This window comes from Rhodoferax sp. (assembly GCF_030646845.1).
Taxonomy (GTDB): Bacteria; Pseudomonadota; Gammaproteobacteria; order Burkholderiales; family Burkholderiaceae_C; genus Rhodoferax.
This window is the reverse complement of the sequence record NZ_JAUSLE010000068.1, coordinates 17,903-43,139: the sequence shown is the minus strand read 5'-3', so window position 1 is coordinate 43,139 and position 25,237 is coordinate 17,903. Positions and strand designations below refer to the sequence as shown.

22 protein-coding genes, 1 pseudogene and 1 riboswitch are annotated in these 25,237 nt (G+C 62.3%); of the genes and pseudogenes, 10 read left to right on the top strand and 13 right to left on the bottom strand.

Translation table 11 applies throughout. The features are described 5' to 3' along the window. Position 1: 1 nt before the first annotated feature. Positions 2 to 697, bottom strand: coding sequence for a haloacid dehalogenase type II (locus Q7T10_RS16985; protein ID WP_304750513.1), 696 nt, complete (start codon positions 695 to 697; stop codon positions 2 to 4). A gap of 154 nt (positions 698 to 851) precedes the next feature. Between Q7T10_RS16985 and Q7T10_RS16980 the strand changes: the two genes are divergently transcribed. The 4 genes from Q7T10_RS16980 to Q7T10_RS16965 are packed head-to-tail and all read left to right on the top strand — an operon-like array spanning position 852 to position 3,497. Beyond that, entirely contained in the window at positions 852 to 1,166 is a 315-nt protein-coding gene (locus Q7T10_RS16980) for a DUF2282 domain-containing protein (protein WP_304750512.1), read from the top strand. Positions 1,167 to 1,195: 29 nt separating this feature from the next. Beyond that, the gene (locus Q7T10_RS16975; protein WP_304750511.1) at positions 1,196 to 2,122 is read left to right on the top strand and encodes a DUF692 domain-containing protein; all 927 of its coding nucleotides are present in this window, start codon (positions 1,196 to 1,198) and stop codon (positions 2,120 to 2,122) included. Then, positions 2,119 to 2,892 carry a DUF2063 domain-containing protein gene (locus tag Q7T10_RS16970; RefSeq protein ID WP_304750510.1) on the top strand — a complete coding sequence of 258 codons (774 nt, stop codon included), beginning with the start codon at positions 2,119 to 2,121 and terminating at the stop codon, positions 2,890 to 2,892. The genes Q7T10_RS16975 and Q7T10_RS16970 overlap by 4 nt, the downstream gene beginning before the upstream one ends. After that, on the top strand, positions 2,889 to 3,497 hold the full coding sequence (locus Q7T10_RS16965) for a DoxX family protein (RefSeq protein ID WP_304750509.1): 609 nt from the start codon (positions 2,889 to 2,891) through the stop codon (positions 3,495 to 3,497). Before Q7T10_RS16970 ends, Q7T10_RS16965 begins: the two co-directional genes overlap by 4 nt. Here Q7T10_RS16965 and Q7T10_RS16960 read toward each other — a convergent pair. After that, positions 3,490 to 4,644, bottom strand: coding sequence for an alpha-hydroxy acid oxidase (locus Q7T10_RS16960; RefSeq protein WP_304750508.1), 1,155 nt, complete (start codon positions 4,642 to 4,644; stop codon positions 3,490 to 3,492). The genes Q7T10_RS16965 and Q7T10_RS16960 overlap by 8 nt on opposite strands. A gap of 190 nt (positions 4,645 to 4,834) precedes the next feature. Between Q7T10_RS16960 and Q7T10_RS16955 the strand changes: the two genes are divergently transcribed. Then, positions 4,835 to 5,974, top strand: coding sequence for an FAD-binding oxidoreductase (locus tag Q7T10_RS16955; protein WP_304750507.1), 1,140 nt, complete (start codon positions 4,835 to 4,837; stop codon positions 5,972 to 5,974). On the opposite strand, the gene Q7T10_RS16950 is transcribed toward Q7T10_RS16955, so the two are convergent. The 3 genes from Q7T10_RS16950 to Q7T10_RS16940 are packed head-to-tail and all read right to left on the bottom strand — an operon-like array spanning position 5,971 to position 8,361. Further along, the gene (locus Q7T10_RS16950) at positions 5,971 to 7,083 is read right to left on the bottom strand and encodes a 6-phosphofructokinase (protein WP_304750506.1); all 1,113 of its coding nucleotides are present in this window, start codon (positions 7,081 to 7,083) and stop codon (positions 5,971 to 5,973) included. The genes Q7T10_RS16955 and Q7T10_RS16950 overlap by 4 nt on opposite strands. Positions 7,084 to 7,141: 58 nt before the next feature. Beyond that, a complete protein-coding gene (locus Q7T10_RS16945) occupies positions 7,142 to 7,765 on the bottom strand; it encodes a LysE family translocator (protein WP_304750505.1) in 624 nt (207 codons plus the stop codon). Then, positions 7,750 to 8,361 carry a methylated-DNA--[protein]-cysteine S-methyltransferase gene (locus Q7T10_RS16940; protein ID WP_304750503.1) on the bottom strand — a complete coding sequence of 204 codons (612 nt, stop codon included), beginning with the start codon at positions 8,359 to 8,361 and terminating at the stop codon, positions 7,750 to 7,752. The genes Q7T10_RS16945 and Q7T10_RS16940 overlap by 16 nt, the downstream gene beginning before the upstream one ends. Positions 8,362 to 8,546: 185 nt before the next feature. Here Q7T10_RS16940 and Q7T10_RS16935 point away from each other — a divergent pair, with 185 nt between their 5' ends. After that, complete coding sequence (locus Q7T10_RS16935) at positions 8,547 to 9,260, top strand: YebC/PmpR family DNA-binding transcriptional regulator (protein ID WP_304750501.1); 714 nt, start codon at positions 8,547 to 8,549, stop codon at positions 9,258 to 9,260. 87 nt (positions 9,261 to 9,347) lie between these two features. On the opposite strand, the gene Q7T10_RS16930 is transcribed toward Q7T10_RS16935, so the two are convergent. Continuing rightward, complete coding sequence (locus Q7T10_RS16930; protein WP_304750499.1) at positions 9,348 to 9,779, bottom strand: hypothetical protein; 432 nt, start codon at positions 9,777 to 9,779, stop codon at positions 9,348 to 9,350. 182 nt (positions 9,780 to 9,961) lie between these two features. Beyond that, complete coding sequence (locus tag Q7T10_RS16925; protein ID WP_304750498.1) at positions 9,962 to 10,210, bottom strand: DUF3297 family protein; 249 nt, start codon at positions 10,208 to 10,210, stop codon at positions 9,962 to 9,964. A gap of 149 nt (positions 10,211 to 10,359) precedes the next feature. Here Q7T10_RS16925 and Q7T10_RS16920 point away from each other — a divergent pair, with 149 nt between their 5' ends. Next, positions 10,360 to 10,710 carry a hypothetical protein gene (locus Q7T10_RS16920; RefSeq protein ID WP_304750547.1) on the top strand — a complete coding sequence of 117 codons (351 nt, stop codon included), beginning with the start codon at positions 10,360 to 10,362 and terminating at the stop codon, positions 10,708 to 10,710. A 19-nt stretch (positions 10,711 to 10,729) separates the two neighbouring features. Here Q7T10_RS16920 and Q7T10_RS16915 read toward each other — a convergent pair. Together Q7T10_RS16915 and Q7T10_RS16910 are read right to left on the bottom strand one after the other, a co-directional pair. Beyond that, a pseudogene (locus tag Q7T10_RS16915) lies at positions 10,730 to 11,020 on the bottom strand (TetR/AcrR family transcriptional regulator C-terminal domain-containing protein); the annotation flags it as partial. A 52-nt stretch (positions 11,021 to 11,072) separates the two neighbouring features. Next, on the bottom strand, positions 11,073 to 11,513 hold the full coding sequence (locus Q7T10_RS16910; protein WP_304750497.1) for a phasin family protein: 441 nt from the start codon (positions 11,511 to 11,513) through the stop codon (positions 11,073 to 11,075). 460 nt (positions 11,514 to 11,973) lie between these two features. On the opposite strand from Q7T10_RS16910, the gene Q7T10_RS16905 reads away from it, so the two are divergent. Further along, a complete protein-coding gene (locus Q7T10_RS16905) occupies positions 11,974 to 12,384 on the top strand; it encodes a nuclear transport factor 2 family protein (RefSeq protein WP_304750495.1) in 411 nt (136 codons plus the stop codon). A gap of 78 nt (positions 12,385 to 12,462) precedes the next feature. On the opposite strand, the gene Q7T10_RS16900 is transcribed toward Q7T10_RS16905, so the two are convergent. Further along, a complete protein-coding gene (locus tag Q7T10_RS16900; protein ID WP_304750494.1) occupies positions 12,463 to 12,942 on the bottom strand; it encodes a VOC family protein in 480 nt (159 codons plus the stop codon). A gap of 128 nt (positions 12,943 to 13,070) precedes the next feature. Beyond that, a complete protein-coding gene (locus Q7T10_RS16895) occupies positions 13,071 to 13,457 on the bottom strand; it encodes a VOC family protein (protein ID WP_304750493.1) in 387 nt (128 codons plus the stop codon). Positions 13,458 to 13,741: 284 nt separating this feature from the next. Here Q7T10_RS16895 and Q7T10_RS16890 point away from each other — a divergent pair, with 284 nt between their 5' ends. After that, positions 13,742 to 14,548: an alpha/beta fold hydrolase gene (locus Q7T10_RS16890; protein WP_304750491.1), complete on the top strand. Its 807-nt coding sequence runs from the start codon at positions 13,742 to 13,744 to the stop codon at positions 14,546 to 14,548. Positions 14,549 to 14,628: 80 nt separating this feature from the next. Here the strand turns inward: Q7T10_RS16890 and pbpC are convergent, their stop codons facing one another. After that, positions 14,629 to 16,938, bottom strand: a complete 2,310-nt coding sequence (pbpC, locus tag Q7T10_RS16885; RefSeq protein WP_304750489.1) for a penicillin-binding protein 1C — start codon at positions 16,936 to 16,938, stop codon at positions 14,629 to 14,631. A gap of 125 nt (positions 16,939 to 17,063) precedes the next feature. Next, complete coding sequence (locus Q7T10_RS16880) at positions 17,064 to 23,021, bottom strand: alpha-2-macroglobulin (RefSeq protein WP_304750543.1); 5,958 nt, start codon at positions 23,019 to 23,021, stop codon at positions 17,064 to 17,066. 122 nt (positions 23,022 to 23,143) lie between these two features. Beyond that, positions 23,144 to 23,246: riboswitch (TPP riboswitch) on the top strand. A 105-nt stretch (positions 23,247 to 23,351) separates the two neighbouring features. On the opposite strand from Q7T10_RS16880, the gene thiC reads away from it, so the two are divergent. Next, complete coding sequence (gene thiC / locus Q7T10_RS16875) at positions 23,352 to 25,226, top strand: phosphomethylpyrimidine synthase ThiC (RefSeq protein WP_304750487.1); 1,875 nt, start codon at positions 23,352 to 23,354, stop codon at positions 25,224 to 25,226. Positions 25,227 to 25,237 lie beyond the last annotated feature (11 nt).

Genomic DNA, 25,237 nt, shown 5'->3' with positions numbered 1-25,237 from the left:
CTCACAGTCCCAATTTGTCAGCCAGCGCATCAAACCCGTCGACCACAATGTCGCAGTCGGGATGGGGTGTGGGATCGGGTGGGCCCTGCGGCCCCCATTCGTCCGGTCTGCGAACAAAGGCTGTTTTGAAACCGCAGGAGCGGGCTGCGTTCAGATCGAAGTTGTGGCAGGCGACCATCAGAATCTCTGCCGGAGCCATCCCCAACCATTGCGCCGCTTTCAAATAGGCTTCTGGGTGCGGTTTGTAGACACCAATCATCTCGCATGAGATGACCGCATCCCAGTACAGATTGTTCTTGCGGGAAACATCCAGGACCAGAGACAGCGGCAGCATTGTGAACGAAATGGCGGGAAGTTTCTGCCGAATACGGGCCAATGCGGCCGGGAAATCCGGCCAGACTGTCAGCTCGTGCCACGCATGAAAAATCTGCCAGCGGTCTTGGGGACCCAATTGCTGCAGGCTGTAGTTCGACAACACCTCGTCCAGCGCAGCGCGATGCACGTCGTCCATGTTGAACGCAGGCTGGACTTGTCCTACGATGCCTTTCATGGCCAGGCGCCGGTAGTCGTTCGTCACCGTGTGCCAGTCGAGCGAAATACCGTGGCGTTCACCGATCCGCTGGAATGCGCTGCAGACGCCACTGTGCCAGTCCAGGATGGTTCCGCCAGTATCGAAGGTGAGCGCTTTGATTGTCATGCTGCGTGCCTGAAATTCGCAAGTATTTGTGCAAGACAGCGGTTCCGGATGTAAGAAACCAGGGAGGTCCTGCGACTACTGGTGCAGCATAGAACAAAAACTGCGTTCCGTGCTGCCCTTAGCCCACGTTTTACTTCTTGAAGGACACATTGAAATGAAAAACCAGACCACCACCTCTCGCTACGCCTCTGCCGCCGCCTTGGCATTGGCCATGAGCGCCGCCCTGACCATTGCCGCAACGCCCGCTGCCGCTCAACCAGCCGACAAGGAACACTGCTTCGGCGTGGCCCTGAAAGGCAAGAATGACTGCAAGGCGGGTGCAGGATCAACCTGCGCCGGAACTTCAAAAATCGACTACCAGGGCAACGCCTGGTCGATGGTTCCAAAGGGTACCTGCGAAAAGACGGTGTCAAAGACTTCCCCAACCGGCTTCGGTCAGTTGAAGGAGTTCAAGGAAGTCAAAGCCTGATTCTTTGACGCAACAACGGAGCACCTGGCATGCCAGACCGAATTGACCTGCTATGGCAGCCCCCGGGTGCTCCGTCTCACGCCCTGCCAACCCGGGCCGGCGTGGGTTTGAAGCCGGCTCATTTTCAGGAAATCCTGGAGACGCAGCCCGATATCGGTTTCTTCGAAGTTCATGCCGAGAACTACATGGTCGCCGGCGGGCCTTTCCACCATTACCTCACCCGCATCCGGGAACGCCATGCGCTCTCGGTGCACGGCGTCGGTCTTTCCATTGGGGCAGACGCCCCGCTGGATCGCGGACATCTTGATGCGCTGGCAACCCTGCTGGACCGCTATCAGCCGCAATCCTTCTCGGAGCACCTTGCCTGGTCTACCCATGGCGATACGTTTCTGAATGATCTCTTGCCCATTCCCTACACCGACCAGACGCTGCGTCGCGTGTGTGACCATATTGACCAGGTGCAGTCGCACCTCAAGCGCCGCATGCTGCTGGAGAATCCGGCCACCTATGTGGAGTTTGAAGGCTCGTCCATGGATGAAGCGGCCTTTCTGAGTGAGGTCGTACGTCGAACCGGCTGTGGACTGCTGCTCGATGTGAACAATGTTTATGTTTGCAGCGTCAATCACCAGCGCGATGCACGGGCTTACATCCGGTCGTTGCCGCTGGCGCAGGTCGGACAGATTCACCTGGCAGGTTTTGCCGAGCAGCAAGACGGCCATGGCGATCGTCTGCTGATTGACAGCCACGGTTCCCCTGTTGCGCAGGCGGTATGGGACCTGTACGCCTTCACGCTGGAACTGGCGGGCGCAGTGGCGACTTTGATCGAGCGTGACAATGATGTGCCTGGCTGGCCGGTCTTGTTTGCCGAGGCCTGCGTGGCGGACCAGCAATTGCGCGCGTTGCCGCGCCTGACAACGCCAGGGTCAGACGGACCCCGGATGGCGGTCACCACATGAACAGCCAGACCCCCTTTGCCCAGGCCTTGCTGAACCCCGAGCTGGCTTGCCCCGGTGGCTTGAAGACCTGGAACGGCTCTGACCCCGAAGTCCGGTTTGCGGTGTATCGCAACAATGTGACGGTGTCCTTGATCGATGCCCTGGCTGACACCTTTCCCACCGTGCAGGAGCTGGTGGGGGTAGAGTTTTTCCGGGCGATGGCCAGGGTTTTTGTACAGGCAAGCCCGCCTCGCTCGCGCATCATGGCCTATTACGGGGGCTCCTTCGCCGATTTCGTGGGGTCCTTTCCACCGGCGATGTCAGTGCCCTATCTGGCAGACGTGGCACGTCTGGAAATGGGTCGGGTGATGGCTTGTCACGCCGCCGACGTGCCCCCTGTACCGCCCGAAGCCCTGCAAGCTGCGTTGTCCGATCCCCAGCGCCTCATGTCGCTGCGACTGGTCTTGCACCCCTCGGTTCATGTGATCGCGTCACGGTTCGCCGTTTTTTCGCTATGGGCAGCGCATCAGGGGGCGCTGTGCATTTCTTCGGTCGATCCTGCGGCAGCCCAGACGGCGCTGGTGTTCAGGAATGAACTGGAGGTCGATACCGTGGAATTGCCCGCAGGGGCAGGACAGTTTGTCAAGTCACTGCAAATGGGTGAGACCCTGGCCGGGGCCGCGAGTACCGCAAGCAGCGGAGATCACGAATTTGATCTGGTCAACACGATAGCGATGCTCATCCGCCTGCAGCTCATTACCGACATCACAACGGTGAGACAACCATCATGAACACACGCACTGAAAAATCAGGCACGACTGATGCCGGCGAAGCGCTTTCGATACCGGGAATAGCGGGCCTGATACGCAGCTTCATCGCCATTTGCACGCACATACCCAATTCCCTTGTCGCCTTCGTTGCCCGCTTCTCGATTGCAGCGGTGTTCTGGAAGTCCGGACAAACAAAGATACAGGGGCTCTCGATCGATATCGTGAGCGGGGATTTCACACTGGGGTGGCCGCGTCTGTCTGATTCAGTCGTCGCACTGTTCAAGGAGGAATACCGCCTTCCCCTGATTGCTCCCGAAATCGCGGCACCGATGGCGGCATTTGCCGAACACTTGTTCCCGGTGATGATCCTGCTCGGGCTCGCCACCCGCATGTCTGCCCTGGCATTGTTGGGGATGACGCTGACCATCCAGATATTTGTGTATCCGGATGCCTACCCCACCCATGGCACATGGGCAGCCGTTCTCTTGTACCTGATGGCGCATGGGCCTGGAAGGCTGTCGCTTGACCACTGGATTGCGCGCCGCTACCAGCTCACGACTGAGGCGGCGGCTTTCGTGGTAACTCCTGGCTTGTTGGTCAATCCAGGTCAACCGGGAATCAAGTAGGGTAAGTGCCGGGCAACAAGATGCCCTTGTCCACCGTCTTGATATTGGTGTGGCCGCAAAAGGCCATGGTCAGGTCCAGCTCGCGGTGGATGAGCTCCAGCACCTTGTCCACGCCTTCTTCGCCCATGGCGCCCAGGCCGTAGAGGAAAGCGCGGCCGATGTAGGTGCCCTGCGCCCCCAGCGCGCGGGCCTTGAGCACGTCTTGCCCGCTGCGGATGCCGCCGTCCATGTGCACTTCAATGTCCTTGCCAACCGCCTCCACAATCTGCGGCAAGGCGCGGATGGAGGACTCGGCCCCGTCGAGCTGGCGCCCGCCGTGGTTGGAGACGATCAGAGCATCGGCGCCGGAATTGACGGCCAGGCGCGCGTCTTCCACGTCCTGAATGCCTTTGAGAATCAGCTTGCCGCCCCAAAGCTTTTTGATCCACTCCACATCGCCCCAGTTGAGCGCCGGGTCGAATTGCTGCGCGGTCCAGGCCCCCAGGTTGCCCATGTCGTCGACGCCCTTGACGTGGCCCACAATGTTGCCGAACTGGCGCCGCTTGGTGCCTGCCATGCCCAGACACCAGCGCAATTTGGTGGCCAGGTTGATCATGTTGGCCAGGGTGGGTTTGGGCGGCGCAGAGAGACCGTTCTTGAGGTCCTTGTGACGTTGCCCCAGGATTTGCAGATCCAGCGTGAGCACCAGTGCCGAGCAGTTGGCGGCCTTGGCGCGCTCGATCAGTCGTTCGATGAAACCCCGGTCCTTCATCACATAGAGTTGAAACCAGAACGGGTGGCGGCCGGTCTCCGCCGCCACGTCTTCAATCGAGCAGATGCTCATGGTCGAGAGCGTGAAGGGAATGCCGAATCGCTTGGCCGCCTTGGCCCCCAGAATCTCGCCGTCGGCATGCTGCATGCCGGTCAGGCCGGTAGGCGCAATGGCCACCGGCATCGCCACATCCTGCCCAATCATCGTGGTGCGGGTGCTGCGGTTTTCCATGTTGACGGCCACGCGCTGGCGCAGCTTGATCTTCTGGAAATCGGCCTCGTTGGCGCGGTAGGTGCTCTCGGTCCACGAGCCGGAGTCGGCATAGTCGTAGAACATGCGGGGCACCCGCTTTTGCGCCAGCACGCGCAGGTCTTCGATGTTGGTGATCACGGGCATGAAGGTCTCCTGTTATTTGTGTGCATGGTAAGGGGTGGACGGCGTGCCGGGCGTGAAATCTGGTGGCGGAGGATTGAAATAAATTGCTTCCGGGTGGCGCAGCGGCCTGAACGGCGGCGGCGTGTGGCACGGTCCATTGGGATTGGTGACAATCTGAACCAAACCCTTGCCGTCCTGATTCCCCATTCCCATGCAAACCACAGACATTCTCATCATCGGCGCCGGCATGGCCGGTGCCTCCGCGGCCCACTCCCTGGCGCCGCACGCCAGAGTCATCATGCTGGAGCGCGAAACACAGCCGGGCTACCACGCCACCGGGCGCTCGGCCGCCATGTATTCCGAGACCTATGGCAACGCCACCGTGCGCGCCCTGACCACGGCTTCCAGGGCGTTCTATTTTCATCCGCCCGACGGCTTTTCTCCCTACCCCTTGCTGACGCCGCGCGGCGCGCTGACCGTGGGCGGCGCCGCCCATCATGACCCGTTGCGCGAGGCCTGGCGCAGCATGCAGGCATTGGTGCCCAATATTGAGTGGTGGACGCAAGAGCAGATCCTGCGCCGGGTGCCGGTGCTGCGCCCCGAGGCCGCTGTCTACGCCGTATACGAGCCCGACGCGATGGACATGGACGTGCACGCCATTCACCAGGGTTTTCTGCGCAGCGCCAAAAATGCTGGCCTGCAGCTGGTGTGTCAGGCGGGGGTCACACAGATCCGGCGCGAGGGCGACGTCTGGTGCGTGCAGACCGCTGCCGGGCGTTTTTGCGCTCCGATACTCATCAACGCGGCGGGTGCCTGGTGCGATGAGTTGGCGCTACTGGCCGGGGTGGCGCCCGTGGGGCTGGTACCCAGGCGCCGCACGGCGTTTATTTCTGATGCACCGCCTGATACCGACATCAGTGGCTGGCCGCTGGTGATCGATGCCGACGAGAGTTTCTATTTCAAACCCGATGCCGGGGTGCTGCTGGCCTCGCCGGCCAATGCAGACCCGGTGGCGCCGCAGGACGTGCAACCCGAAGAGCTGGATGTGGCGATTGCGGTGGACCGGCTGGAGCGCGCCACCACCATGACTTTTCCGAAAGTTCGGCGCCAATGGGCCGGTCTGCGCTCCTTTGTGGCCGACAAGACGCCGGTTGCCGGCTTCGCACCCGAGGCACCTGGTTTTTTCTGGCTGGCGGGGCAGGGCGGCTACGGCATCCAGACCGCCCCGGCGCTGGGTGAACTCGCCGCGGCCCTGGTGCGCGGCTTGCCGCTGCCGCCGGCCATCGTGGCGTTGGGTGTGCGCGCCGAGGACTTGTCGGCGGCGCGGCCCGCCTTGCGGCCCGGAGTCTAGTCGCCGAAACACACGCCCAGGTCGCGCCCGGTCTGCAGGGTATCGCTGTCGGGTGGTACCGCCTTCATGCGTCCGGCCACCTCCTCCAGCTTGACGTAGTTCACGTTGGGAAAGGCCAGCGCCACCATCACGCCAGACAGGCCTTCGTCCAGCGCGCGCACGGCCGCCGTGCCGAAGCGCAGAGCGGCGAGCCGGTCAAACGAGGTGGGGCTGCCGCCGCGCAGCAAATGGCCCAGAACGACGACCCGCGCGTCCTTGCCCGTGCGCTGGGCCAACTCCCGTGCCACCTGCTCGCCAATCCCGCCCAGGCGCTCGGCATGTCCGCTCCCGGCAGGTTCGAGCACCGCGCGCGGGCCTTGCCGGGGCTGCGCCCCTTCGGCCACCACCACCAGGGAGTACAGGCGCCCGTCAGCGTCACGCTTGCGGATCTTGACGGCGACCTGCTCCAGATCAAAGGCAATCTCGGGGATGAGAATCGCGTGCGCCCCGCCCGCGATGCCGGCATGCAGGGCAATCCAGCCTGCATAGCGCCCCATCATCTCCACCACCATCACGCGCTGATGGCTCTCTGCCGTGGTGTGCAGGCGGTCCAGGCACTCGGTGGCGAACGATACGGCGGTGTCAAAGCCAAAGGTGGTGAAGGTCTTGTCCAGGTCGTTGTCGATGGTCTTGGGCACACCCACCACGCGCAGGCCCTTGCGATGCAGCTCATGGGCAATCGCCATCGTGCCATCGCCCCCGACCATGACCAGTGCATCGATGCCATCGCGTTTGAAGCAGGCCAGCAGTTCATCGGAGCGATCGGTCTCACCCGTCGTGCCGTCGGCATTGAGCGTGGGAAAGTGAAACGGGTTGCCCTTGTTGGTGGTGCCCAGAATGGTGCCCCCCAGATGCGCGATGCCGCGCACCTGATCGCGCGTGAGCGGCACCACGCCGCCGCCTTTGGGGTAGCGCTCGGGCTGCAGGATGCCGGTCAGGCCGTCCCGGATGCCCATACACTCCCAGCCGCGATTGGCCGCCGCCGTGACGGTGGCACGGATGACCGCATTGAGGCCGGGCGCATCACCACCGCCGGTGGAGATGGCGATTCGTCGAATGGGGCTTGGCATAAGAATCTCCGGTGCACGTGACGAAGCATTCAGGATAGCAGGCAGCCCGCGCGGGTGTCTACGCCCTGGCATCGCGCAAGGTCGCGACCAAAAGCCCCAAGCCCAAAGCGCCAACCACCACGGCCGCGATGCGATTGGCCAGGCCGCGCACGCGCGCGTAACCCGAACGTACCTGCGCACGCGAGAACAGGTAGGCCAGCAGGCTGTGCCAGCACAAGGCGTTGATGACAATCATGGCCACGGCTGACACTTGCAGGAGTGGGCTGGGTGTTGCGGGAAAGGAGGCGGCGAACACGCTGCCAAAGAACAGCGCCGACTTTGGATTGGTGATGTTGGTCAAAAACCCGAGGCGAAATGCGGCAAGGCGGGACACCGATGCGCTGCTCTCGGTGAGCGCCGCATCGCCGGAACGCCACAAGCGACTTGCGACGACCAGCAGGTAAAGGCCGCCGGCAAGCTGCAGCGCCAGGCGCAAACCCGGGAAGGCCTGAAACACGGCATGCACACCCAGCACCGCGCTGCTGGCCCAGATGAAGGCGCCCAGCGTCACGCCCAAGGCCGCAAACACCGCACTCTGGGCACGGTCACTGGCCGCAAGCTGCGACACCAGCAAAACGTTGGCGCCCGGTGTGGCCATGGCGGCGACGTGAAGAATCCAGATGGTGATTAGGGTGGTGAGCATGAAGAGGTCCTGAAGGAATTGTCACACGGTAACGGCGCGTCCACCGCTTCGTCAAACAGACCCGGCCCGTTGAAGCGGGCGCGCTCGATCAGCAGCAAGCGCAGCTTGGTCGTGACGCCGCCATTGGCCGAGAAGCCGCCGGCGCGCCCGTCGGCGGCCAGCACACGGTGGCAGGGCACCACCGGCGCAAACGGGTTGCTGCCCAGCGCCTGCCCCACGGCGCGCGCAGCGCCGGGGTCGCCCAACTGGCGGGCCATCTCGCCGTAGGTGACGGTCTCACCCGGCAACAGGCGGCGCGCCACCTCGTACACACGCTGGTGAAACGGCGGCACACCGTCCATGTCGAGCATCACGTCCGACAAATCCACCGGCGCCGTGGGCGCGCCGCTGAGCAAAGCCACTACCGCGCCGATGGCCTCCTGCACCTGGGGTGGCGCAACACCTTCGCTGCACTGCGGAAACCGGCGTCCCATGCGCGCGCGGGTGGCGGCCTCGTCCTGCTCGGGCAGTTGCACGCCGGTGACCCCGCGCTCGCTCCAGGCAATGCCGCAGTGACCAATGGGCGTGTTGAACAGGGCGTAGGCTTGGGTGGGCATGATGGGGATGGATGGTACTGTTTTGGCCGCTTGACGGCGCAGTGGGTCAAGAGGTCGCAAGTCTGGGTGTATAACCTAGACCCGTTTTGGTCATGCGCCGTGTCTTTCCAGATGGCGCGCATGGCCCAATCACCCCGAACAGAGCCAGGCGCATTCGAGCGCCACAATACCAAGGAATATCAGACATGGGCGCGCAGTGGAAAGCAAAAGGCAAGGATTTGGCCGCAAATGCCAAGGGCCGGGTATTTGGAAAACTGTCCAAAGACATCATGATCGCGGCCCGCAGCGGGGCCGACCCCGCTTCCAACGCGCGCCTGCGGCTGCTCGTCGAACAGGCCCGCAAAGCCTCGATGCCCAAGGACACCCTGGACCGGGCCATCAAGAAAGGGGCGGGGCTCACCGGTGAGGCCGTCAATTTTGAACACGTGATCTACGAGGGCTTTGCGCCGCACCGCGTGGCCGTCATGGTCGAGTGCCTGACCGACAACGTGAACCGAACCGCACCTGAAATGCGCGTCTTGTTCCGCAAGGGCCAATTGGGCACTTCCGGCTCAGTGGCCTGGGATTTTGACCACGTCGGCATGATCGAGGCCGAGCCCACGGCCGCCGGCGCCGATGCCGAGGTGGCCGCCATCGAAGCGGGCGCCCAGGACCTTGAGCCAGGCGAGGAAGAAGGCACTACGCTGTTCCTGACCGACCCTGCCGATCTGGATCTGGTGAGCCGCGCGCTGCCTGCCCACGGCTTCAACGTCTTGTCCGCCAAGCTGGGTTACAAGGCCAAGAACCCGATCGACCCTGCCAGCTTGAGCGCCGAGCATCTGGAAGAGGTGGAAGCCTTCCTGGCAGCCATCGATGCCAATGACGATGTGCAGAATGTGTTTGTGGGCCTGGCGGGCTGAGGCCGGTGCCATCCAAATAACCTTGAGCACCCGCTAGACCCGATCGGTCACGATCCGGGTCTGCGGTATTGGACGCGGCAACTCCCCCTAGTTGGGGAGCACCTCAAATGCCCTGCCATCGACGACAGATGTCGATTTCTCGCCTTGCACGATAAGCGGCGTATACACGCGAATGACCGTGGTGCGGGGGACCGTGAATTGAGCGCTCAGGGTGGATTTCCCGCTACCCTTTGTAATCGCCTTGAAATCGTGGGCAATGCCCGAATTGTCCGCAGCGAGAACGATGAGCGTGACGGTTCCGGATTCTGCGGTCAGGACATGACTGACGTCGACCTTCAGCCTGACTTGCTCACCGGCACGAAAAACTTGGGTCGTGTCCGGCGAGATGGCAGTGATTTGCGCGACTGAGCCGAACGGTGCCGGCATGTCGGTCGGTTGCATCGGGAGTTGGCAGCCTGACAAGAGAAAAGAAGCTGCAACGGACGCGAACAGCGAGGGGAGGAATTTGGCAGACATCATGGCGTTCCAGGGTTATTCATGTAGACCACACGCCGCCGGGGTAAACCTCGGCAGCATCCTTTTTTCGAATTAAATGTGGACGGGATCAAGCGAAATCCTGAACCATTTGATGATGAAGCGCTTGATAAATGTCAAAGGAGCGGACCGCCATGCCAGGTCAGGCCATTGCGAATCGAAGCTGCTTATTTATAGAACGCTTCGACCTTGCCCTTGAGCTTGATCAGCAGCGGATTGCCCTTGCGGTCCAGCGTCTTGCCGGCGGGCACCTTGACCCAGCCTTCGCTGATGCAGTACTCCGCGACATCCAGACGCTCCTTGTCATTGAGTCGGATACCAACGTCATGTTCGAACACGGCAGCGACGTGAAAGGGGCTTCGCTGGTCAATGGACAGGTGGTCGGGCAGAGGGGGGAGTTGAGTGGCTTCGGTCATGGCTATTTCTTTTCAGTTAACGCGGATTTGCTGCGATTTTCCATGATTTGTTGTTGCAGCCGTTTCCTGTTGTAACACCCGGGTGTTGAATGGCGCACAAAGGGTGAACACGGTCATACTTGAGGCCCTCACTTTTCAAGGAGCTTTTCATGACGTCATCTGCAATCACCGTTCGTGGGCTATCCGCCATTGCCATCGTGACCGCTGCGAGTTGGGGCATGCCGGCCTTTGCGCAAGCCGCCGCCGACACGCCCCCCCCGGCAGGCTCCGCAGCGACTGCCCCGGGCCCCGTCGAACGGGCCGAAAATACCGTGAAGAAAGCGGCCAAAGCCACCGCCAAGGCAGGCGGCAAAGCCGTGGATGCCACCAAGAAGGGCGTCAAGAAAGGGGCCGCTGCTGTAAGCAGAACAGGCGAGAAAATCGGTGCCAAGATCCCCCGCACCAAGGCCTACAAGGAGGGCCAGGAGGATCAGGCGAAACCGGCGTCGGACGCCAAATAAAAGTCCCTCTGTTGATTTCTTTCGGGGTGATGTCCTTCAGGACTTGAAACAGGAAACTTTCAAACCACTCCGATTCCAGCAGCCCTCTGAGATGAAGGGCGGCGACCCTGGCGTCCGATGGCCGCAGTTTTCCCGCGTTCATGGCGGCCTGCAAAAACTCGGCAATCTCTGCCTCGCTACGAGCCGGGCCCAGTTCGTCGCACTTCTTCCCCAGATCTGACCGGCTCGCCTCGGAAACCATCAGACGGCACACCGCCTGCATCTGCGTAGAGTAGGCGTATGCCGGTGTGGAATGCCTGACTGGTGACAAAAGCAAGCCTCAACTCAGGCCTTCTCAGAAGAGAATTCGCCGAGCCAAGGAGTTACTCAATTGCGTTTCGGAGCCCGGTTATGTCTTTTTTCAAAGCGGCTATCGAGCTCTCGGCGCCAAGAGGGGCATTTTCAATAACCTTGTCCATCACTTCGGAAAACACCTTTCGTGATTCCGTCAACTCGACCTTGAGTCCTTGGGCGAATTCGACACCCGAGCGACTGACGAGACTGAACAGCTGCTTGCCATAGGCGGCGGATTTCACAGTCAGCGCCTGCAGTTGTCCAACTTGCAGGCTCAACAATTCATTCACGTCTTTGGCCGCCATAAGCGCTCGAACGTGACCAACGGACTCATCCAGGAATTCCCTGCATGCCGACATGTTTAGCTTGAGCAGCTTTTCCAGCCCGGCATACGCTTGACCTGTCAAATCCTCCAACTCTTGCACTTCAACTCTAGTTGCCACAAGGGCATGTTCGACCATGTTTGCCATTTCAATTTCCTCCGAAGCGTCATTTTCGAAATATCAGCCAAACCTTGGTTTGGGAGCTCTTTGAGCCAATGCCACAAAAATGGCATTTCACCACCTGGCAGAAATCAGCCGATTGCGGATTCGCAAAGAGCTTGGCACTGAGAGGACTGGTCGGCGAGCAGCCACGGCCCAGAGATTAACGGTGCTACGCGGCCAGTGGCGGTCATTCAATGAAGTTGCCCAACTTTTGGCCATTTCGCCACTGTGGAGATAGCCAAAGCATGGCGGTTGCCTGAGAATGGAACACCTTGTGCTGCAATCGATGGCGGCGACTTTGTCAAATTCAATATGCCGGTATGAATATGCCGTCAATCAAGCTGGCAAGGTGCCATGTTGTTTCGCACTTTTGCGGGCTATGTCAAAGTCAAAGTTGGGCGTCATGGGATGAACGTCTATGCCGACACGGACAGGAGGATTGATCATGACCAATGTAATTCCTGCGGTCACCACCGAGGTCTTGCAGGCTTTCGCCGATGCATGGAATCGCCATGATGTCGATGCCCTCATGTCATTCATGACTGAGGACTGTGTGTTCGAAGCCTCGGCAGGTCCGGACATCTGTGGCACTCGCTACGCAGGACGGGAGGCCGTGCGAGCTGGCTTTGCGGAGGTCTGGACAACTTTCGCTGATGCCCATTGGGGAAATGCGCGGCACATTGTCCACGGAGATCGCGGGATCTCTGAGTGGATATTCACGGGAACACGAGCGGATGGCACTCGCGTGGAAGTACAAGGGTGTGATGTGTTCACCTTTCGAGGGGGCAAGATCGCCCTGAAGAACTCCTATCGCAAGAACCGATCAGCCGCAGCCGAACTGCCACGGATGGCTTAGCCAGCCTGCCCGCGCGGCTGAATTCAAACTGTCAATAGCCACTATTCCACCTGCGCATGACCACTTTGGGCAACGGCGTCACGCTGCGCGCGCCGCCTCTATCGCTGCAATGTCGATCTTTCCCATCGTCATCATCGCTTCGAACGCGCGCTTGGCCGCCGCGGGATCGGCGTCGACCAGCGCCGCGGTGAGGGCGCGTGGGGTGATCTGCCACGATAGGCCCCACCGGTCCTTGCACCAGCCGCACGCGCTTGCCTGTCCGCCATTGCTGATGATCGCGTTCCACAAGCGGTCGGTCTCAGCCTGGTCGTCGGTCGCGATCTGAAACGAGAACGCCTCGTTGTGCTTGAACTGTGGGCCGCCATTCAGCCCGAGGCAGGGGATGCCGGCCACGGTGAACTCGACCGTGAGGACATCGCCTTGCTTGCCGTCGGGATAGTCGCCCGGCGCGCGGTAGATGGCGCCAACCGCGCTGTCGGGGAAGGTCTCGGCATAGAACGTCGCGGCGTCGACGGCGGTGCCATCAAACCACAGACAGATCGTGTTCTTGCTGGTCATTTCGTTTCTCCTGAAGAGTTGAAGATCTCGATATCGCTCAATGCCCTTCGGTCAGGCGCCGACTCAGGCGGCAAATCGGATGGACTTGGCAACTCTCGGGGACATCAGTGCTGCACCACCTGTGTCGTTCAGGCCAGGTCTTCATGCAGGCACAGGACATTGCCCTCGGTGTCCTCGAACCAGGCTGCCTTCTCTGAGCCGAGCACGCAGACATGGCCGACCGTCTTCAGGTCGGGATAGTCGTAGTCGGCGAAAATTACGCCACGCGCCTTGAGAAGTGCAATGGCATCCGCAATGTTGACGACACGAAAACTCAAGGCCGTGTGTTGCGCCTTCGTCCCCTCCGGCTTCGGAAAGAGGGTGATCTCGGTGCCGCCGCAGCGGTAGACGAACTTGCCGTCAGGCTTGCCACCCACGGGCTGCAGGCCCAGCAATGTATCGTAGAACCGGCGCGCCCGCTCCATGTCCTTGACAGGCAGCATGCAAGTGACTTCGGTACTTGGAAAGGTGCTCATTTCAGACCCTCCTTGCGACGTTTCGCAAATTATTCCACTATAGATTCGGCCCCGAGAAGTTTCAACCTGCGGCCTGTCTGTCCCCGCAGTTTTGAAAGAAATTTTGACCCGCCGGCCGCGTGGAAACACAGGAGCCGCGGGTTTGCTGTGCCAGCGTGGTTGACAATTCTCAACAGCACACAGCCAGTGGGGCGATAGCATCATTTTTGCCCGCCCGTGGTCTGAACCTGTGGCGGTCGCCAGCGCCATGCAGGCGAAGGAAAGACTTAAACAAGGAGTGCACCATGCCCAAGGTTCAAGCCGGCAGCATCACGATGAACTACGAGCAGCAAGGTAGCGGGGAGCCCTTGATACTCATCCCATACCTGGGGGCTGACAACGCGTGTTACGCGTTCCAGGTTGCGGACTACTCCAAATACTTCACCTGCATTTCGGTCGATCTGCGTGGCACCGGGGAGTCAGACAAGCCGGGAGGCGCCTGCTCCACAGAAATGTTCGCTGACGACGTCGCCGCGCTGATGCAGGCCATAGGAATACAAAAAGCACACGTCTTCGGGCTCTCTTTGGGGGCGGCGAGCGGCATGTGGTTGGCGGCGAAGTATCCGGATCGGGTCAAGTCACTTTCACTGCATAGCGGCTGGCACAAAAGCGATGCTTACCTCAAAGCGGTCTTGAACGGCTGGCAGGTGATGGCCAAGTCGATAAACAACATGCCGGAGGCAATGATCCAGGCGCTCTTCCCATGGTGTTTCACGCCGGAATTGTATGTACAGAAACCGGACTACATCAAAGCCCTGTGCGATTTCACACGCAGCCGTCCAAAGCAATCGGTCGATGCGTTTATGCGGCAATCCGATGCCGTGATGAACCACGACGCCGAAGCACAACTCGGCAAGATACGTGCTCCGACACAAATCACCTTCGGGCGTCACGATGTGGTTTGCTCTCCCAGGTTCGCCGATCCGTTAAAGAACGGCATCAAGAATTCGGAGCTACACATCTTCGAGGACTGCTCGCATGCGGGGCTGTATGAGAACGTGCCCGCCTTCAACGAGAAGACTCTCGAGTTTCTAAGGAAGCAGGTGGGCTGAAACCACGTCGCATCTGGAATGTGGAAAAAGAAGGCGGGCATTCATCCAACGCTCTTGAAAGTCAAGTAGCAAGCGCCCCCCTAGCGCTTGCCAACCGATCCAGCCTGCGACACCCTCACCCCCGCCCCGCGGACTTCCAGCCGAATCTCATCCAGTACCTCGCCGCGTTCGCTGGCAATCTGCACCACATGCCGGCCAGGCCAGGGCAGCCACTGCGCCGCTGTCCCTTTGGCGAATACCTGGCCGTCCAGCAACCAGCGCAGGTTTGATCCTTCGGCGGTGAAGCTGACGCGCTGCCGATTGGGAGGGATGTCGGGGTCGAGCGCGATGATGGTGCCGGTGGCCGGGGTGGTGATGCGTGGCGGCCGGTCTGGGGTGATTTTTGAACGTTTTAGGCCTCTAGCCCTCGTATCCATTGCGCTATTAGCTATTGAATTAATAGCAAAATAACTTTGCTGGGTGCCCTGCAAAAACCACTCGGTGCGCGCCGCCTCGGTTGGCGCTGCGGCGCCGGCATCAAACTGCACCGCCGTTTGCACCACGCCCGCAGGCGCTTGCGGTGCACGACTCGGCTGCGTCTTGTGCAGGTAGTTCATGACCGCCGCCCAGATGGGGGCGGCGCCGGTGGTGCCGCTCACGTCCCACATGGGCGCACCGCTGGCGTTGCCCACCCACACGCCCACGGTGTAGGCCTGCGAGTAGCCTATCGCCCAGTTGTCGCGCATGTCTTTGCTGGTGCCGGTTTTGACGGCGCTCCAGAAGCGGGTGGCCAGGATGCTCTCAAGGCCGAAGGTGCGGGCGCGGGCCAATGGATCACTCAGCACATCGCTCACGATGAAGGCGGCGCGCGGGTCGAGGGCCTGGGTTGAAGTCTTGTGGCGAGTGGCCGGCCCTTCGACAAGTTCAGGGCGAGCGGTGAGGGTCGGGGGACTGTAGCGGCCGCCATTGCCCAGCGCGCGGTAGGCGTTGGTGAGGTTGAGCAGCGACACCTCGGCGCTGCCCAGCGCCAGGCTGTAGCCGTAGTAGTCGCCACTCTCTCGCAAAGGCAGGCCAAGCGCGACAAGCTGTTTTTGAAACGCGTCGGGCGACACCATCACCAGTGTGCGCACGGCCGGCACGTTGAGCGACGCGGCCAAAGCGGTGCGCGCCGACACCCAGCCCTTGAACTGCCGGTCGTAGTTCTGTGGGATGTACAGGCCACCCGTGGTCTGGATCTGCGCGCCGGAATCATCGAGCAGCGAGGCGGCGGTGATGCGCCGCTCGGCAATGGCCTGCGCATACAAAAATGGCTTGAGCGTGGAGCCGGGCTGGCGCAGCGCGGTCACAAAGTCCACCTCGGCGGCGTTGCTCAAGCTCCCCGACGAGCCGACCCAGGCCAGCACCTCGCCACTGGCGTTGTCCAGCACTACCAGCGCGCCGTCTTCGACGTGGCGGCCCTGCAGTTCGCGCAGGTGCTGCTGCAGGGTTTGCACGGCATAGCGTTGCAGCGGTGCGCGCAGGCTGGTGCGAATGGCGGACTGGGCGGCAGGGCGTGCACCGGCGATTCGCGCTGAGCTCGTTGACGTGCTGCGCGAGTCAGGGGCTTCGACAGGCTCAGGCCGAACGGAAACGATTTGCCGCGCCACATGCGGCGCAATGCCCTCGCTGGCATCAAACGCCTTGCGCTGCAGGGCGGCGGTGGCAAACAGGTCCAGCCCTTCGCAGTCGGCTGACGCCCTCGTACTCTTCCCCGTATTTGCACCGCTGGTCTCCAGACTTTTGAGCACAGCACAAGCCCGCTGCACCACCTGCGCCACCCTGGCATTGGGTGCGCGCACCAAGGCTGCGGCCACCGCCGCCTCGCGGTTGTCCAGTCCGTGTGCGGCCTTGCCAAACAGGGTGTGGCTCAGCGCGTCGATGCCCACCATCTCGCCGCGAAACGGCACCAGGTTCAGGTAGGCCTCCAGCACCTGGTCTTTGCGCCAGTTGCGTTCCAGCAGCTGCGCCGACACGGTTTGGCCAATCTTCTGCACCACGTTGCGCCCTGCCGCGCCGCGCTTCAAGTCCTCATCCAGCAAACCCGCCAGCTGCATGGTGATGGTGGAGGCGCCGCGCGTTTTGCTGTTCCACAGATTGCCCCACGCCGCAGAAGACACGGCGCGCCAATCGACGCCGCTGTGTTCGTAAAAGCGCTTGTCTTCACTCAGCACCAGCGCCGTGCGCAGCGCCGGCGACACATCCGCCAACGCCACCCACTGCCCGCGCCGCACCGAAGTGTCCGTGCGCAGGCGGTGCAGCAGCTCGCCGTGGCGGTCCAGAATCAGCGTGTCAGACGGCGTGAATTCACTCTTTACTTCATCAAAAGTGGCCGTAGCCCCCGCAGAACATGCGCAAGCAGCTATAAAAAACATAGCGAAAAGACGAACCACGGATAGCGGCCCCCGATATCTCCCAACCCGAAGCGCGCGGTCAAATGAGGCACCCCTCTTTCGCCCGGCGGGGCGAGAGAGGGGCGGGGGGGAGTGAGTGGGGAAACTCACCGTGGCGACTCCACCTTGACCTTCGCATTCGGCGCCTCGCCAAACATCTCCGGCGCATACATCGCCTCCACGCGCGAGGGTGGCAGCGAGAACTCGCCCACGTTGTTCAGGCGGATGGTGTATTCCATCTTCACGACGCCTTTGGGCAGGTACTGGTAGTAGCTGCGGAACGACTCGAAGCTGCGTTCTTCAAAGGCCGGCCAGCTGTCACCGAATTTCTTCTCGCCCTGTGTCGCAATCTCGGAATCGCGCCCCAGGCCGCTGCCCAGAATGGTGGCGCCGCCCGGCACCGGGTCGGTGATCACGGCCCAGGTCATGTCGGCCGAGGCGTTGACCTCCAGCGTGATGCGCAGCACGTCGCCCCGGGTGTAGCTGCCGGCGGGCAGCGCCTTGTTGGCCTGCTCCACGGGCGTGATGGTCCTCTTGATCTGGTAGCCGGCGTTGAACGGCTCTTTAAGCTGGACGGCGGCGACCGACTGCAGCGTCAGCCACGGCTTGCCGGGGCCCTGGTGCGTCACATTCAAGGTGTCTTTGCCGCCAGTCTTGCCCCAGGGCAGGAACATGCTGTTGTTGCGCAGATTGCCGGGCGCGGCCGGTGCGCCGAACCAGGTGGTCTGGTGTGCGGCACCGGCTGCGTCGGTGGTCTTGATGCGCTCCACCTTGCTCCAGTCCACGCTGGCGACTCCCGTGCTCATGGTCGCTTTGGTGCTGCCTGCCACCGCCACCGCTTCAAACTTGCTGGAGAACTTCTCCAGCGCCAGGCCGCCCCACAGGTTGGCCGTGGTGGTGTGCCACGCGCCGTGCTGCTGGCGGCCGATGAAGCCGTTGGCCAGGCGGCCCATGTCGTCTTTCCAGGCCGGGTCGTCCATGACAGCCAGCATCAGGCGTGCGGTGTTGACGTCGCCGTTTTGCATCAGCCACCACCAGTAGTCGTCTTTCTCGGTGCTGAAGATCATCTTGGTGCCCTGGTAGCTGATGCGACTCCTCAGGATTTGTGTGGCCTCAGTCATGCGCTGCTCACGCTGCGGCACATCCGCCACCCGTTTGAGGATGTTGAGCCAGTCGATCACCGCATGGGTGGGCCACTGGTTGGGTGCCATCGTGATGGAGCCCAACATGCGGCCCTGCGCCTTGCCATAGCGCGACAGGGCTTCCAGGGCAGCGAGTTTGCGCACGTCCAGATCCTTGCGCGGGCTCCAGAACTCGCGCTGAATGCGGCCCTCGACAAAGGCAATCAGGCCCCGCTCCATCGGCGCACGCACTTCGTCGCTCAGGGCGAAGGCCGGGTTGATGCTGGCGGCTTCATGCGTGCTGGCGAGCAGGTAGGCGGTGAGCGTGTCGCTGCCCCGGTTCGCCTCGCCGTCACGCGGCGGAAAGTAGCTGGCCAGGCCATCGGCATCGAGGTAGCTGGGGATCTGGCTGACCACCGTTTGCCACATCTTTCCGTCGCGCAGGCCGACCGACTTGCTGGTCTTTTGCTCCAGGCAGCTGAAGGGGTAATTGGCAAACCAGTCGCGCACACCGGGCAGGCCCTCGGCCAGTTTGGGCTGCAGCGCCAGCTTGAGGCCACCCCGGCCGGGCAGCGCATCGGCGGGCGGGTTCACATCCAGAGTGAATGGTCCGTCCAGTTGCACCAGCGTCGCCTGTTGCACCGTCAAGGGCACGGCGGGGATGATGCGTTGCCGGGCCTTCAAGGCATCGCGCGCGCCGCTGACAGTGTCTTTCGCCTCAATCTCCCACAGGATCGCTTCAAAGCGTGACAGCGCCAGTTGCGCCGGGGCCGTCACCAGCCAGGCGACCTCGCGCGCATCGCCGGCAGGAATGTCCACGATTTGTGGCTTGAGGTCGAGCAGCGTGGCGCGCGGCGTGACTTCGACTTTCATCGCCTGCCTGGTGGTGTTGCGCACGGTGATCTGGGCGCGGAACTGGTCGTCCTCGCGCACCAGGGGCGGCAGGCCGCTGATGATCTGCAGGTCCTGCGTGGCCCGAATGGATGTCTGCCCGGTGCCAAACAGGCCGGTTGCGGCATCGGCCACCGCCACAATCTTGAAGGTGGTGAGTGCGTCGTTCAGCGGCACGGTCACCACCGCCTGGCCATTGGCGTCCAGCATGACTTTGGGGTTCCATAGCAGCAGCGTATCCAGCAACTCGCGCGTGCCAGAGCGGCCACCACCGCCACCCGCCGCCACCGCCTTGCGACCGTAATGGCGTCGGCCAATGATTTCCATCTGCGCGGTAGAAGTTTCCACGCCCCAGGCGCGCCGCTGCAGCATGGCGTCCAGCAAATTCCAGCTGGTGTTGGGCATCAGTTCCAGCAGCGCCTGGTCGACCGCGGCCAGCGCCACTTCGGCGTTCGCCGCCGGCTGGCCGTTGGGCAGTTTCACTTGAATCGTCACCTTGGCCTGGCCGCGCACCGGGTAGCTTTCTTTGTCGGCCTTCACGCTGACATCGAGCTGGTGCGCCTGGGTGCCGACACGGATTTCAGCCAGGCCCAGGCGGAACGCGGGCTTGCTCAAGTCCACCAGCGCGGTGGGGGCCACATACTCGCGGCCCTCGTACCAGAATGAAGTCCACCACTCGCGCGGCGCCCTGTAGCCCCAGGTGAAAAAGCTGTACCAGGGCACCTCGCGCAAACGTCCGCGCAGGGCCAGGACGCTCACATACACGTTGGGCCCCCAACCCTCCTTGATCTTCAGTTGAATCGTCGGGTCCTGGCCATTCAGCTGCACCACCTGCGTCTCGACAATGCCTTCGCGCTCCACCGCTACCAGTGCGGTGGCAAAGCGGAACGGCATGCGCACCTGAAACTTCGCGGTCTCGCCGGGCTGGTAGCTCCTCTTCTCGGGCAGCACGTCCATGCGGTCGTGGTTTTCGCCGCCGAACCAGAGCTCGCCCTGTTTGGTGACATAGACGCTGGATGCGGCCTGGATGCTGTTGCCCGCTGCGTCGCTGGCGGTGACCACCAGTTCCACCTCGCCGGCCTCGCCCAGCCTGGTCTCGCACAGGAGCAGGCCGCGCGAGTCGCTCTTGCCACTGCATACCGAGCCCAGGTCCTTGAGGGTGGTCTTGTTGTCGTAGGTATAAAAGCCGCCCACCATGCGTTTGCGGCTGGTGGTGACGATGCGTGCCGTGGCCCGCACTTCCAGCGGCACATCGGCCAGCGGCTTGCCGCTCAGGTCTAGCGCCAGCGCCTGAAACTTGATCTTCTGGCTGCTAGATACCCAGCCTTCAGTCTTGATGCCCGCCACCACGCCGGCCGGCCACAGGGTGTTAACGCTGCGGATGGTCTGCACCTCGCCATTCGGGTCGGCGTAAGTGGCCTCCAGCAGCAGCTCCCTGGGCTGTCTGGCGGTGGGCACTTTGTCGAGGGTCACTTTGCCCGCGCCGTTCTTGTCCAGGGTGAGCGGCAGCTTGTCGGCAATCACGCGGGAGTCTTGTGTGGCGCTGACTTCCTCTTCGCCCTCGGTCGTGGTTTCACGCAGGGCGCGTGGTGGTGCGAAGCGGAACGCTTCAAAGTCGCTGTAGCTCAAGGACTTGCCGCGCACCAGCGCTGACACGCGCACCGGCAGGTTCACGGCAGCACCACCGGCGACATAGTTGACCTGCACATCCACCGGCACCGTTGTCACATTGACCAATGCCTTTTTGTCGGCCGGTGTCACCTGGCCTTCGAGCACCGGCAGGCGGAACTCTTCGACGCGGAACTGGCCGGTGGTGAAGCTGCGGCTTTGCGCCGCACCACGCAACGCCACCTCGTACATGCCGAGCTTGGCGGCAGGCGGTATGGCGAAGGTGCTCTCGGCGCTCTGGCCGCCGGTGGCGGTCTTGCGCCAGGCCAGGGCTTGCGTGTATTGCTGGCCGCTGCCGACATGGGTCACCACCAGCGTGGCGGGCTGCGCGTCGGCCAGGCCGAAGCCTTGACTGGTCTCGGTGCGCAGGATGTGTTTCATGGACACGGTCTCGCCGGCGCGCAACAGCGTGCGGTCAAAAATGGTGTGCGCCCGCTCGTCGGGCCGTGCGTCGCGGCTGGTGGGCACGTTGAAACGCCAGGGCTCGATGCCGCGATGCCAGTCGCTCCAGGTGAAGCTCATGTCTTCCACGCTGTCCTTTCCGCTGGCGGGCTGCAGGGCGCGGGCGCTGACAAAGTAGGCCTGGCTGTAATTGTTTTCACTCTGGCAGGTGGGCGCGACCGGGGCGATGCCGGTCAGGCTGGCAATGCCTTGCGCATTGGTGCTGGCGCTGGCCACCTCGCGGCCCCGGCAGTCGGATACGCGCACGCGGGCATTGGGCACCGGCTGCCCCTTGTCCAGCGTCGTCACCCAGGCCAGTGCGTTCTCGCGCCCGAGCTTGAAGTGCACGCCCAGATTGGTCACCAGCGCCGAGGTGCGCACATACATGGTCCGGTTGTCACCATGACGTTCGTCGAGAAGCGAGGCGCCGAGTTTTTGCGAGGCGATCTCGACCACGTGAAAGCCGGGCGAGAGCGGAATGCCCACCACCTCAAACGGGCGGGGGTCGTTGCTGGCGGGCTTGGGCAGGTCCAGCGTCTTCACGCCGCTCTGCCCTTGCAGCAAGGACACCATGCGGGTTTGCACGTCATGTTTGTCGCGCTCGTCCACCGGCTTGGGCAGCGGCCCTTTGACATCAGCCGCCGCTGTGCGACGCGACACCGTGTAGTTGTCGTAACGCTGCACCTTGGCAAACCAGGCAATGATCTCGGCATCAGTGCCGGGCCGCAGGTCGCTGACCTTGCCGCCCGCCGCCGCGTTAACTTTCGTGGCATCAAGCCCTTTGACCGGCAAAGCCGCCTCCACATTGCGCAGCGTCACCGGCAGCAGGGCAATGCCATTGGGCTCGGTAAAGCGTTCCACAATGCCAAACGGCGCCGCCGCAAACTTGGCCAGTGGCGGCATCGGTCCGGTGGCCACTTTGAGCGGGAAGCTGTCGGCGTTGCGCAGTGTGCGCCCGGACGCATCCTTGAAGTCCTTGGGCAACTCCAGCGTGAATTGGGTCTGCTCCGCAAAAATGGTTTTGAACGACACGCTGGTCACGACGTTGTCGCCGTCGCCACTGTCCTGGTCGAACGTGGGTTTGAAGCTGTCCGTGTCCGATTTCAGGCGGATGCCCTCAGCCAGTTTGCGCGGCACCGGGGCGTTGAAACTCAGGCTCATGGGCCGGATCGGCAGGCAGGCGGATTGCGCGTTCTCCCGCTCGCAATTGAAGCTGGCGGCAAAGGGCTCACGCACCTGAAAATTGAAACGCTTTTCTACGGAGTTGGCCACGCCACTGGCGGCACCGGCTCCGGCAGGGGTGCCTATCCCTTTGCCGTAGACCAGTTGCACCTTGGCCGAGGGTGTCAGGCGGCGGTTGCAGGCCAGCGTCACGATGCTCAAAGGCGCCTTTTCTGCGGCCCGCTCCAGGCCTTGCGCCTTGAGGAGCGCCGCACGCTCGGTGCCGTCAATCAAGCGCACCGCCACGCGCTCGCCCAGGCCGTCCACCGCGCACCAGACGTTGGCCTGCACACTGGCCAGCGTGGCCGGGCCGTTGAGCTGCAGGGTGAAGTACTGTTCTTCGTCAATGCGGCTGCCGTCATAGGGACGAATGTTCCGGACAAACGGCCCGCCGCTATTGAATTTGTAGCTGGTAGCGCTTGTCAGCTCTGCGCCCTTGACGGATTTGAGTCCTGACCTCACCTGCAACGAGCAGGCGATGCCGGGCGGAAGATCGCGCTCAAACTCAAAGGCCCATTCCTTGTCGCTGATCCAGCGGCCCGCACCCTTGGTGGCCTGCGCGTCGCTGCAGCTGAGGCTCAAGGGCGCCGCTGCCTTGGGGTCGCCAAAATTCACCGCACTCTCGTCAAACTTGACCACCACCTGCCGCACGCGCGCCACCTCGCCTTGCGGCGAGAGACTGATGATCTGGAAGGCCTGGGCGGCGCAGGCGATGGCAGCCATGCTGCCGGCGATGACGATTTTCTTGATGTTCACGCAACGTCCCCTGAATGAAGCTCAAGCGTAGCCGAATTCAGGGGCTGACCAGCCAGGCATCGAGGGGTCGCTGCCGCGTCGCGTAAACTTCGCCCTGCCCGGGGTGCGCTGTGATGGCGCTGAGATGGATGACCAAACCCGCGAACTTGATCCGGTTCATACCGGCGGAAGAAGAGCCAGACGTTCAGTCCCATTGACCCTTGACGGGTCATTTCGGGTTTCGTGCCGTCCTTCCAGTTCGCGTGTTTGATTGACTGTTCTCCGGAGCTGTTTTTCACATCTTCAGGAGACACGGCGATGAACGCACCCGACAAATTCAGCAAATTGATGAGCCTCACGCGCGAGCCATTGCCGGCTTCCCGCAAAATCTACGTGCCCGGTTCGCAGGTCGACATTCAGGTGCCGATGCGCGAAATCATGCAGAGCAATGGCGAGGCCGTTGTGGTGTACGACACCTCCGGCCCCTACACCGACCCACGCGCCACGATCGACGTGCGCCAGGGTTTGAAGTCGGTGCGCAGTCCCTGGATCGAGGCGCGTGGTGACACCGAGCTGTATACGGGCCGTGCGCCCTACGCATTGGACGATGGCCTGAAAAATGGCGAGACCGATGCGCTGGCTGCCCTGCGTGCGCAGGCTGCCGGTCTGCAGCGCACGCCGCGCCGCGCCAGGGCGGGTGCCAACGTGTCGCAAATGCACTATGCCCGCAAAGGCATCATCACCTCCGAGATGGAGTACGTGGCAATCCGCGAGAACCAGAAGCTCGAATGGATGGAACAGTACTTGGCCAATCCCGAGCGCGAGGCGCGGCTGGCCGGCAACAGCTTTGGTGCCAGCATCCCGAAAATCATGACGCCCGAATTCGTGCGCGACGAGGTCGCCCGTGGCCGCGCCATCATTCCCGCCAACATCAACCACCCTGAAGTGGAGCCGATGGCGATTGGGCGCAACTTCCTGGTCAAGATCAACGCCAACATCGGCAACTCGGCCGTCACGTCCAGCATTGAAGAAGAGGTGGAAAAACTGGTGTGGTCGATGCGCTGGGGCACCGACACCGTGATGGACCTGTCCACCGGTCGCAACATCCACACCACGCGCGACTGGATTTTGCGCAACTCGCCGGTGCCCATCGGCACCGTGCCGATTTACCAGGCGCTGGAAAAAGTCGGTGGCGTGGCCGAAGACCTGACCTGGGAGATTTTCCGCGACACCCTGATCGAGCAGGCGGAGCAGGGTGTGGATTACTTCACGGTGCACGCCGGGGTGCGGCTGGCCTTCATCCACCTCACGGCACAGCGCATGACCGGCATTGTGTCGCGTGGTGGCTCCATCATGGCCAAGTGGTGCATCGCCCACCACCAGGAGAATTTCATCTACACCCACTTTGATGAAATGACGGAAATCCTGAAGGCGTATGACGTGAGCTACTCGCTGGGCGACGGCCTGCGCCCCGGCTCCGGCGCCGACGCCAACGACGAAGCCCAGTTTGCCGAGTTGCGCACGCTGGGTGAACTGACGCAGCAGGCCTGGCAGCAGGACGTGCAGGTGATGATTGAAGGCCCCGGGCACGTGCCCATGCACATGGTGCAGGCCAACATGACCGAGCAGCTAAAAGCTTGTCACGAGGCGCCGTTTTACACCCTTGGCCCCCTGACGACCGACATTGCCCCCGGCTACGACCACATCACCAGCGGCATCGGTGCCGCCATGATCGGCTGGTTCGGCACTGCCATGCTGTGCTACGTGACGCCCAAGGAGCATCTGGGTCTGCCGGACCGCGACGACGTGAAAGTGGGCATCATCACCTACAAGATTGCGGCCCACGTGGCCGATGTGGCCAAGGGTCATCCCGGCGTGCGGGCGCGCGATGACGCGCTGTCGAAAGCGCGCTTCGAGTTCCGCTGGATGGACCAGTTCAACCTGTCGCTCGACCCCGACACGGCGCGCAACTTCCACGACGAGACCTTGCCCAAGGACTCATCCAAGGTGGCGCATTTCTGCTCCATGTGCGGGCCCAAGTTCTGCTCGATGAAGATTTCGCAGGAGGTGCGCGAGTATGCCAAGACCCGGGGCGTGAGCGACGAGCAGGCGCTGAGTGCCGGCATGGACGCCAAGTCTGAGGAATTCAGACTGGCGGGCGGAGAGATCTACATTCCGATCAATCCGGTTTGAGCGCGGGTCCG

What these genes read in the sequence shown, in the direction of transcription:
- Q7T10_RS16945 (WP_304750505.1), bottom strand. Translation starts at nt 7,765, where the DNA reads ATGCTCACCACCCTAATCACCATCTGGATTCTTCACGTCGCCGCCATG.
- Q7T10_RS16970 (WP_304750510.1), top strand. Translation starts at nt 2,119, where the DNA reads ATGAACAGCCAGACCCCCTTTGCCCAGGCCTTGCTGAACCCCGAGCTG.
- Q7T10_RS16965 (WP_304750509.1), top strand. Translation starts at nt 2,889, where the DNA reads ATGAACACACGCACTGAAAAATCAGGCACGACTGATGCCGGCGAAGCG.
- Q7T10_RS16940 (WP_304750503.1), bottom strand. Translation starts at nt 8,361, where the DNA reads ATGCCCACCCAAGCCTACGCCCTGTTCAACACGCCCATTGGTCACTGC.
- Q7T10_RS16900 (WP_304750494.1), bottom strand. Translation starts at nt 12,942, where the DNA reads ATGACCAGCAAGAACACGATCTGTCTGTGGTTTGATGGCACCGCCGTC.
- Q7T10_RS16925 (WP_304750498.1), bottom strand. Translation starts at nt 10,210, where the DNA reads ATGACCGAAGCCACTCAACTCCCCCCTCTGCCCGACCACCTGTCCATT.
- Q7T10_RS16975 (WP_304750511.1), top strand. Translation starts at nt 1,196, where the DNA reads ATGCCAGACCGAATTGACCTGCTATGGCAGCCCCCGGGTGCTCCGTCT.
- Q7T10_RS16960 (WP_304750508.1), bottom strand. Translation starts at nt 4,644, where the DNA reads ATGCCCGTGATCACCAACATCGAAGACCTGCGCGTGCTGGCGCAAAAG.
- Q7T10_RS16895 (WP_304750493.1), bottom strand. Translation starts at nt 13,457, where the DNA reads ATGAGCACCTTTCCAAGTACCGAAGTCACTTGCATGCTGCCTGTCAAG.
- pbpC (WP_304750489.1), bottom strand. Translation starts at nt 16,938, where the DNA reads ATGTTTTTTATAGCTGCTTGCGCATGTTCTGCGGGGGCTACGGCCACT.
- Q7T10_RS16930 (WP_304750499.1), bottom strand. Translation starts at nt 9,779, where the DNA reads ATGATGTCTGCCAAATTCCTCCCCTCGCTGTTCGCGTCCGTTGCAGCT.
- Q7T10_RS16985 (WP_304750513.1), bottom strand. Translation starts at nt 697, where the DNA reads ATGACAATCAAAGCGCTCACCTTCGATACTGGCGGAACCATCCTGGAC.
- Q7T10_RS16880 (WP_304750543.1), bottom strand. Translation starts at nt 23,021, where the DNA reads ATGGCTGCCATCGCCTGCGCCGCCCAGGCCTTCCAGATCATCAGTCTC.
- thiC (WP_304750487.1), top strand. Translation starts at nt 23,352, where the DNA reads ATGAACGCACCCGACAAATTCAGCAAATTGATGAGCCTCACGCGCGAG.
- Q7T10_RS16980 (WP_304750512.1), top strand. Translation starts at nt 852, where the DNA reads ATGAAAAACCAGACCACCACCTCTCGCTACGCCTCTGCCGCCGCCTTG.
- Q7T10_RS16910 (WP_304750497.1), bottom strand. Translation starts at nt 11,513, where the DNA reads ATGGCAAACATGGTCGAACATGCCCTTGTGGCAACTAGAGTTGAAGTG.
- Q7T10_RS16920 (WP_304750547.1), top strand. Translation starts at nt 10,360, where the DNA reads ATGACGTCATCTGCAATCACCGTTCGTGGGCTATCCGCCATTGCCATC.
- Q7T10_RS16955 (WP_304750507.1), top strand. Translation starts at nt 4,835, where the DNA reads ATGCAAACCACAGACATTCTCATCATCGGCGCCGGCATGGCCGGTGCC.
- Q7T10_RS16935 (WP_304750501.1), top strand. Translation starts at nt 8,547, where the DNA reads ATGGGCGCGCAGTGGAAAGCAAAAGGCAAGGATTTGGCCGCAAATGCC.
- Q7T10_RS16950 (WP_304750506.1), bottom strand. Translation starts at nt 7,083, where the DNA reads ATGCCAAGCCCCATTCGACGAATCGCCATCTCCACCGGCGGTGGTGAT.
- Q7T10_RS16905 (WP_304750495.1), top strand. Translation starts at nt 11,974, where the DNA reads ATGACCAATGTAATTCCTGCGGTCACCACCGAGGTCTTGCAGGCTTTC.
- Q7T10_RS16890 (WP_304750491.1), top strand. Translation starts at nt 13,742, where the DNA reads ATGCCCAAGGTTCAAGCCGGCAGCATCACGATGAACTACGAGCAGCAA.